Consider the following 8,352-nt stretch of genomic DNA (forward strand, 5'->3'; position numbering starts at 1 on the left):
GCCTCGTACTCCTCCTGTGCCGTGACCGCTCGCTCCTGGGCCTCGTCGCGGGCGGCGGCCAGGCGGTCGATCTCGGCCTGGGCCGACGCGGCACGAGAACGGCCAGGCACCCTGGTTCGCCGGCTCCTCCTGGACCCACAGGTACTTCGCGGCGTTCGGGTACTTGTTGACCTCGGCCTGGAGCTCCGCACCCGGCAGCGGGTACAGGCGCTCGAGGCGGATGATCGCCGTGTCCGTGACACCGCGCTTCTGCCGCTCGGCCTCCAGGTCGTAGTAGACCTTGCCGGTGCAGAAGACGACCTTGCGGACCGCGTTCGCGTCCACCGACGAGTCGCCGATGACCGGGCGGAACTCGCCGCTCGTGAACTCCTCCGCCTTCGAGGCCGCCGCCTTGAGGCGCAGCATCGACTTCGGGGTGAAGACGACCAGCGGCTTGTGGTGCGGGTTGTGCACCTGCCACCGCAGGAGGTGGAAGTAGTTCGACGGGAGCGTCGGCATCGCGACCGTCATGTTGTTCTGGGCGCAGAGCTGCAGGAAGCGCTCGATACGGGCCGAGGAGTGGTCCGGGCCCTGGCCCTCGTAGCCGTGCGGGAGCAGCAGGGTGACGCCGGACGTCTGGCCCCACTTCTGCTCGGCGGCCGAGATGTACTCGTCGATGACCGACTGGGCGCCGTTGGTGAAGTCACCGAACTGCGCCTCCCACATCACCAGCGCGTCCGGACGGGCCAGCGAGTAGCCGTACTCGAAGCCCATCACCGCGTATTCGGAGAGCAGCGAGTTGTAGACGTTGTACCGGGCCTGCTCCTCCGACAGGTAGAGCAGCGGGGTGTAGTCGAGACCCGTCTCGCGGTCGATCAGGACCGCGTGGCGCTGGCCGAAGGTGCCGCGCTGGGAGTCCTGGCCGGACAGGCGCACCGGCGTGCCCTCCATCAGCAGCGAGCCGATGGCCAGGGTCTCGCCCATGCCCCAGTCGATGGTGCCGTCCTCGATCATCGCCGCCCGGCGCTGCAGCTGGGGCAGCAGCCGCGGGTGGACGGTGAAGTGGTCGGGGATGTTGACCTGGGACTCGGCGATCCGCTTCACGACCTCCGCGGAGATCGCGGTCGGCACGGCGACCGGGAAGCCGTCCTGCGGCTCGCGGACGTCACCGGCGGCCGGCTGCGAGGTGGCCTCGCGGACCTCCGTGAAGACCTTCTCCAGCTGGCCCTGGTAGTCCTGGAGGGCCTGCTCGGCCTCTTCCAGGGTGATGTCGCCGCGACCGATCAGGGACTCGGTGTAGAGCTTGCGCACCGAGCGCTTCTTGTCGATCAGGTCGTACATCAGCGGCTGGGTGAAGGCCGGGTTGTCCGACTCGTTGTGACCGCGGCGGCGGTAGCAGATGAGGTCGATCACCACGTCCTTGTTGAACGCCTGGCGGAACTCGAAGGCGAGGCGCGCGACGCGGACCACGGCCTCCGGGTCGTCGCCGTTCACGTGGAAGATCGGGGCCTCGATCATGCGGGCCACGTCGGTGGCGTACATGGAGGAGCGCGAGGACTCGGGGGCCGCGGTGAAGCCGACCTGGTTGTTGATGACGATGTGGACCGTGCCGCCGGTGCGGTAGCCGCGCAGCTGCGACATGTTCAGGGTCTCGGCCACCACGCCCTGGCCCGCGAAGGCCGCGTCGCCGTGCAGCGCGACGGGCAGGACCGTGAAGTCCGTACCGCCCTTGTTGATGATGTCCTGCTTGGCGCGGGCGATGCCCTCGATGACCGGGTCGACCGTCTCCAGGTGGGAGGGGTTCGCGGCCAGAGAGACCGTGATCTGCTCGCCGTCCAGGCCGGTGAAGGTGCCCTGGGCGCCCAGGTGGTACTTCACGTCGCCAGAGCCGTGCATCGACTTCGGGTCGAGGTTGCCCTCGAACTCGCGGAAGATCTGCGCGTACGACTTGCCGACGATGTTCGCGAGGACGTTCAGGCGGCCGCGGTGGGCCATGCCGATGACGACCTCGTCGAGGCGGGACTCGGCGGCCGAGTCCAGGACCGCGTCGAGCAGCGGGATGACGGACTCGCCGCCCTCCAGGGAGAAGCGCTTCTGGCCGACGTACTTCGTCTGCAGGAAGGTCTCGAACGCCTCGGCCGCGTTCAGGCGGCGCAGGATCCGCAGCTGTTCCTCGCGCTCCATCTTGGAGTGCGGGCGCTCCACGCGGTCCTGGATCCACTTGCGCTGCTTCGGGTCCTGGATGTGCATGAACTCGATGCCGGTGGTGCGGCAGTACGAGTCGCGCAGCACACCGAGGATGTCGCGCAGCTTCATCATCGACTTGCCGGCGAAGCCGCCGACCGCGAAGTCGCGCTCCAGGTCCCACAGGGTGAGGCCGTGCTCGGTGATGTCCAGGTCGGGGTGCTTGCGCTGCTTGTACTCCAGCGGGTCGGTGTCGGCCATGACGTGGCCGCGGACCCGGTAGGAGTGGATCAGCTCGAAGACGCGGGCGGCCTTGGTGACGTCGTCGTCGTGCGAGGCGTCGATGTCCCGCAGCCAGCGGACCGGCTCGTAGGGGATGCGCAGGGCCTCGAAGATGTCGTCGTAGAAGCCGTTCTCGCCGAGGAGGAGGTTCGCGACCTGGCGCAGGAACTCGCCGGAGGCGGCGCCCTGGATGACCCGGTGGTCGTAGGTCGACGTGAGCGTCATGACCTTCGAGATGCCGAGCTTGTTCAGGGTGTCCTGGGAAGTGCCCTGGAACTCGGCGGGGTAGTCCATGGAGCCGACGCCCATGATGACCGACTGGCCGGGCATCAGACGCGGGACCGAGTGGACGGTGCCGAGGCCGCCGGGGTTGGTCAGGGAGACCGTGACACCGGTGAAGTCGTCCATCGTCAGCTTGTTGTCGCGGGCGCGACGGACGATGTCCTCGTAGGCCTGCCAGAACTCGAAGAAGTTCAGCGTCTCGGCCTTCTTGATGGCCGCGACGACGAGCTGGCGGTCGCCGTTGGGCTTCACCAGGTCGATGGCGAGGCCCAGGTTGATGTGGGCCGGCTTGACCAGTGTCGGCTTGCCGTCCTTCTCGCCGAACGAGTGGTTCATCGACGGCATGGCCTTGATGGCCTGCACCATCGCGAAGCCGATCAGGTGCGTGAAGGAGATCTTCCCGCCCCGGGCGCGCTTCAGGTGGTTGTTGATGACGATCCGGTTGTCGAAGAGCAGCTTCACCGGGACCGCGCGGACCGAGGTGGCCGTCGGCAGCTCCAGCGAGGCGTTCATGTTCTTCGCGACGGCCGCGGCGGGGCCACGCAGGGTGACCAGTTCGGGACCCTCGGGCGCGGCGGCGGGTGTGGCCTTCGCGGCGGCCGGCTTGGCGGCGGCCGGGGCGGCGGCGGGCTTCGCGGGCGCCGGAGCCGGGGCCGCGGCGGGCGCGGCGGCCTTGGGCGCCGCGGGGGCGGCCGGCGCGGCAGGAGCCGCCGCGGCAGGCGCCTGGGCGGCGGGAGCGGGCTGGGCGGGCGCCGGGGCGGCCGGAGCCGCCGGCTGGGCCGGCGCCGGTGTCGTGGTGCCCGCGGCCCCCGCGGCCGCGGTACCCGCCGGGGCCGGGGCGGCGGGCGCTCCCGGCTTGTAGTCGGCGAAGAAGTCCCACCAGGCTCGGTCTACCGAATTCGGGTCCTGGAGGTACTGCTGATAGATCTCGTCGACGAGCCACTCGTTCGGTCCGAACGCGGCCGCGGGGTTCTTGCCCGCTTGGTCTGCGTCGGTCGAGATGCTCGAGTTACTGGGGGACTGTGGCGACACGGCGGCAACCGCCCTCTTCCGCTTCACAAGGTGATGGACAGCGGGAATAAAGGCTACGCCTCCATGGCCGGGAAGGTCAGGCTGAGCAAGGTCATCGTCGCGTAAGTCACACCGGAAAACTTGTTTCAGGGCTTGAAATGGCGGGAAACAAGCGTGGTTCTGCTGTGACCGGGCTCAACCGGGCATGGCTCCGCCGGGCCGGGGGCCGCCTCGTTCCCGACGGTCGCGGGGACCGCAGGTGGATCTTGAGACTCCGGTTCGCACTTTACGTCAACTTGGAACGGATCAAAGCCCCGGAAGAGTGACGATGATCCTGCAACCACGCTCGGATTCGGCCACGCCGATCCCGCCGCCGTGCAGATCCACCGCCCAGCGGGCGATCGCGAGCCCCAGTCCGGTGCCGCCGTCGCTGCCCGGCCCGTGCGGCCGTCGGACGGCGCCCCGGTTGAAGCGCTCGAAGACGCGGTGCCACTCCGAGCGCGGAATGCCGGGGCCCTCGTCGAGGACCTCCAGCTCCAGCGACTCCGGCTGCGGCCCGCGCCGCGCCCGCACGGTCACCCGGCCGTGCGGCGGGCTGTGCTTGACCGCGTTGTCGATGAGGTTCGCCACGACCTGGTGGATGCGCTCCGGGTCGGCGTGCGCGGTCAGCTCCGGCGGCGACACGTCCAGGTGCAGATGGACGTCGGTGCGCGTGTGACTGCCGGAGTTCGAGGCCAGCCCGCGCGCCCCGGCGACCATGTTGGCCTCCTTGAGCACGCCCGAGAGGTACGGCCACACCTCGAAACGGCGCTGCCGCAGCGGTACCACCCCGTTGTCGAGGCGGGAGAGGTCCAGCAGCGTCTCCACGAGCCGGCCGAGGCGCTCGGTCTGCTTGAGGGCCGTGCGCATGGTCTCGGTGTCCGGCTCGGCGATCCCGTCCACGACGTTCTCCAGGACGGCCCGCAGGCCCGCGATGGGCGTGCGCAGCTCGTGCGAGACGTTCGCGACCAGTTCCTTGCGCTGGCGGTCCTGGGCCTCCAGCTCGTCGGCCATGACGTTGATCGTCTCGGCCAGGTCGCCCAGCTCGTCCCGCCGGTTCTCGCGCACCCGGCGCGTGTAGTCGCCCTGCGAGATCGACTTGGCCACCGTGTTCATGTCGTCCAGCGGCGCCGTGAGCGAATGCGCCACGAACTGCGTTATCAGCAGTGTGGCGATCATCGAGAAGACCGTGATGAAGCGGAGCTCCGTCTTGGTGGACACCGCGATCATCGACAGGCCCGTGGTGATCAGCACCGAGACGACGACCAGCGCGCCCAGCTTGGTTTTGATCGAGAACGGGCGTACCCCGCCCCAGGGCTGTTCCCCGGGGCCCGAGGGAGCTCCTGATCCCCCGTGGCCTCTCGGCCCGGCCGGCCCGCCGCTCATGGCGTCGGGGTCTCCAGCGCGTACCCCACACCGTGCACGGTGCGGATCCGCTCGGCGCCGATCTTCCGGCGCAGCGCCTTGATGTGGCTGTCGACCGTACGGGTGCCGGAGGCGTCCGCCCAGTCCCACACCTCGGCGAGCAACTGCTCGCGGGAGAGCACCGCGCGCGGGGTGTTGGCCAGGCACACCAGCAGGTCGAACTCGGTCGGCGTGAGGTGCACGTCCTCGCTGCGCACCCGCACCCGGCGCTGTGCGTGGTCGATCTCCAGTTCGCCGAGGCGCAGGATGCCGGAGCGGGGCGTGGAGGCGGCGATGGCCGCCCGCTCCACCCGCCGCAGCAGCACGTGCACGCGCGCCGCCAGCTCCCGCATGGAGAACGGCTTGGTCATGTAGTCGTCGGCGCCGACCCCGAGGCCCACCAGCATGTCGGTCTCGTCGTCCCGGGCGGTGAGCATCAGCACCGGCACCGGCCGGGCGGCCTGCACCCGGCGGCAGACCTCCAGGCCGTCGAAGCCGGGCAGCATGATGTCGAGGATCAGCAGGTCTGGCTGCCAGGCCTCGGCGGTGTCGACGGCGGCCGGCCCGTCGCCCGCTGTTTGCACGAGGAATCCCTCGGCGCGCAGGCGGGCCGCGATGGCGTCGACGATCGTGGGGTCGTCCTCGACGACCAGGACACGGCGCTGGGCGCCCTGAGTCGCCGTCGCCGTGCCGTTGTGGGAGGTCTGTGTCTGCTCCATCGCCCGCCCCTGTGTGCTTTCCGGAACCAGTGGGGTGATCCCATGACTGCGATTGACGCTTGAATGATCCGCGTCAGGGATGCACATTACGGGGACAGGCGGCGCACTCGCTATCCAGGGCGGACGGCAAGGTGGACGACGTCCGGAACGCCCCGGGCAACCGGGATCTCTTCGGTACGCACCTGCGTGAACCCGGCATTCCGCAAGGTTTCTTCGAATTCCGCCGAGGGCTGCGCCGACCAGACGGCGAGTACCCCGCCCGGTCTCAACACCCTTGCGCAGCTTGCGAGTCCGGACGGTGAGTAAAGGCCCTCGTTGGCCATGTCGACGGTCCAGCCGGGTCCGTTGTCGATGTCCAGGCACAGCGCGTCGAACGTGTCGCAAGTCTCATTGACGAACGCCACGAGATCGCCCTCGACGATCACCGTGCGCGGATCGGCGAAGGCGCGCGCGGAGAGTGCGGACAGCGGGCCGTCCCGGTGCCAGCCGACGACCGCGGGCTCCCGCTCCACGACCGTGATCCGCCCCCAGTGCGGGTCCCGCGCGGCGTGCGCCAGCGAGAAGCCGACGCCGAGTCCGCCGATCAGCACCGTCGGCGCCGCCCGCCCGTCCAGGGCCGCCCGCGCGGCGTCCACCAGCAGCCGCTCCGAGCGGCCGTCGGAGGTGTCCATCAGGAAGCAGCCGTTGGCGATGATCTGCAGCAGTTCGCCGTGCCGGCGCAGGACCACCTCGCCGTACGGACCGTCGCGCCGGTCCAGGACCACGGGACGGCCGTCGTACTCGGAGGCTGCGGTGCTCATGGCCGACATCCTGCCCCAACAGGGCTTTGCGGCCACGCGAATTACGGGTGCCGGTCGGTCGCACGGGAGTCACTCGTTCGAGGGGTCGCGCGGCGCTTCGCGCCCGCTGGTGGCCGGGTGCGGCTCATAGGGTTCCTCCTGGCGCCTCATGGTTCTTCAGAAAATCCTGAGAATCGCTCGCCGCGTGGCCTCGGTCATAGACGGCGGCTCGCGGGACGGCGAAGGGTGGGGTGAAACGGAAGGAGCCCCTCACCGTGGAACGGACCGCGTGGGCCGCGTCGACGCCCCCGCACGAGCCCCTTCCGGCTGCCTCGCCCGAACCGCTGCCGGGCACCGAGGTCGCCGTCCTGCTGGACGGTGTGCCACGGCAGCGCGGGCCGGTCGCGGTGGTGCTGCCGCCGGTGCCGCTGCCCGCCGCCGCCCCGCTGCGCCTGCTGCCCACCCCCACCGGCACGCCGGTCACCTTCGGGTACACGGCGATCCTCGCCCTCACCTCGCTGTTCGCGAGCCACGTCGGCTCCGGTCCGATGCACACGATCTACCAGGACTCCAGCACCGACGTGGCGCATCTGCTGCGCACCCCGGTCTTCGTCCTGCTGGCGAGCGCGCTGTGGATCGCGGGCGGGCTGCTGTCGCCGTACGCCCTCGCCTTCGTGCTCGCGCTGACCGCGTTGGAACGGCGGATCGGGGGCGCCCGCGCGATCCTCGTCTTCCTCACCGGCCACGTGCTGGCCACCCTCGGCACCGAGGTGCCGGTCGGCCTGGCGGTGCTGGTCGGCCATCTCCCCGACACGTCCCTGCACCGCCTCGACTACGGCATCAGCTTCGGCGTCGCCGCCGCCATCGGCGCACTCTGCGGCCTGCTCAACCCGTGGCTGCGCTGGCCGCTGCTCGCCCTGGTCGCGTACAGCCTGGTGTCCGACCTGATCGCCTTCGAGGATCCGATGACCAACTGGGGCCACCTGCTGGCGCTGGCCATCGGCACGGCTCTCTGGCCGACGGTACGGCGCTGGCAGCGGGAGGGGGGCCGTACCGGCAGGGGCGCCACCACCGGTACGGGCGCCGGTACCGTCCCGGTCTGAGGCGCAGGCACGGCGGGCCTGGCCGGCACCGTCCCCCGTCGTGCGACGCCGTGGGCCGCGCGCCGCGCACTGCGGGTCCGCCGGTGGGTTCGGGGCTGTTCCTGCGGGTCGCGTTGCGGTCGCGGCGGTGTCCTTGCGGAGTCGTGGCCGCCGGTTCTTCCGCCGCGACCGGGCCGGTTGCCCTGACGGGGTGCTTCAGCGGGCCGGAGTCCAGACGTAGGGGGTCGTTGTCGTCACGGCTGTGAAGCCCAGGCGTGCCAGGATCGGGGCGCTGTCGGGGGACGCCTCCACCAGGACGTAGGTTGCCCCCCTGGCCGTCGCCCGGGCCGCCCGCAGGGCCACCAGGGCGCGGTAGACGCCCTTGCCGCGCCAGGGGGCCAGCGTCGAGCCGCCCAGCAGCATGGCGAAGTCCGTGCCCGGCCGGAAGGTGACCCAGGCGGCCGAGACGATCTCCCCGGCCGCCTCGGCGACGTAGATCTCGGTGCTGTCCGGCTCCGCCGCCAGCAGACCCCGCAGGTACTCCGCGACCCATCCCAGGTCCTGGTCCCACACCTGCGTCTCCAGCGCGGC

The 8,352-nt window shown here is 70.6% G+C and carries 6 protein-coding genes; 1 reads left to right on the plus strand and 5 read right to left on the minus strand.

Translation table 11 applies throughout. The features are described 5' to 3' along the window. The 4 genes from ABZ646_RS33870 to ABZ646_RS33885 form a co-directional block, all read right to left on the minus strand. Positions 1 to 3,759: multifunctional oxoglutarate decarboxylase/oxoglutarate dehydrogenase thiamine pyrophosphate-binding subunit/dihydrolipoyllysine-residue succinyltransferase subunit (locus tag ABZ646_RS33870; RefSeq protein ID WP_360527549.1), on the minus strand; the 3,759-nt coding region annotated here is incomplete at its 3' end. A gap of 285 nt (positions 3,760 to 4,044) precedes the next feature. Continuing rightward, positions 4,045 to 5,163, minus strand: a complete 1,119-nt coding sequence (locus tag ABZ646_RS33875; protein WP_360527552.1) for a HAMP domain-containing sensor histidine kinase — start codon at positions 5,161 to 5,163, stop codon at positions 4,045 to 4,047. Beyond that, positions 5,160 to 5,900: a response regulator transcription factor gene (locus tag ABZ646_RS33880; protein ID WP_360527555.1), complete on the minus strand. Its 741-nt coding sequence runs from the start codon at positions 5,898 to 5,900 to the stop codon at positions 5,160 to 5,162. The genes ABZ646_RS33875 and ABZ646_RS33880 overlap by 4 nt, the downstream gene beginning before the upstream one ends. 110 nt (positions 5,901 to 6,010) lie before the next feature. After that, positions 6,011 to 6,709, minus strand: a complete 699-nt coding sequence (locus tag ABZ646_RS33885) for a spermidine synthase (protein ID WP_360527558.1) — start codon at positions 6,707 to 6,709, stop codon at positions 6,011 to 6,013. Positions 6,710 to 6,954: 245 nt separating this feature from the next. On the opposite strand from ABZ646_RS33885, the gene ABZ646_RS33890 reads away from it, so the two are divergent. Continuing rightward, entirely contained in the window at positions 6,955 to 7,782 is an 828-nt protein-coding gene (locus ABZ646_RS33890; protein ID WP_360527561.1) for a rhomboid-like protein, read from the plus strand. A gap of 195 nt (positions 7,783 to 7,977) precedes the next feature. Here ABZ646_RS33890 and ABZ646_RS33895 read toward each other — a convergent pair. Beyond that, a partial coding sequence (locus ABZ646_RS33895; RefSeq protein ID WP_360527564.1) for a GNAT family N-acetyltransferase occupies positions 7,978 to 8,352 on the minus strand: 375 nt, incomplete at its 5' end.

This window comes from Streptomyces sp. NPDC007162, assembly GCF_040634175.1.
GTDB lineage: Bacteria > Actinomycetota > Actinomycetes > Streptomycetales > Streptomycetaceae > Streptomyces.

Excerpts from the sequence above, each read along its gene's own strand:
- ABZ646_RS33875 (WP_360527552.1), bottom strand. The coding sequence starts at position 5,163 with ATGAGCGGCGGGCCGGCCGGGCCGAGAGGCCACGGGGGATCAGGAGCT.
- ABZ646_RS33880 (WP_360527555.1), bottom strand. The coding sequence starts at position 5,900 with ATGGAGCAGACACAGACCTCCCACAACGGCACGGCGACGGCGACTCAG.
- ABZ646_RS33885 (WP_360527558.1), bottom strand. The coding sequence starts at position 6,709 with ATGTCGGCCATGAGCACCGCAGCCTCCGAGTACGACGGCCGTCCCGTG.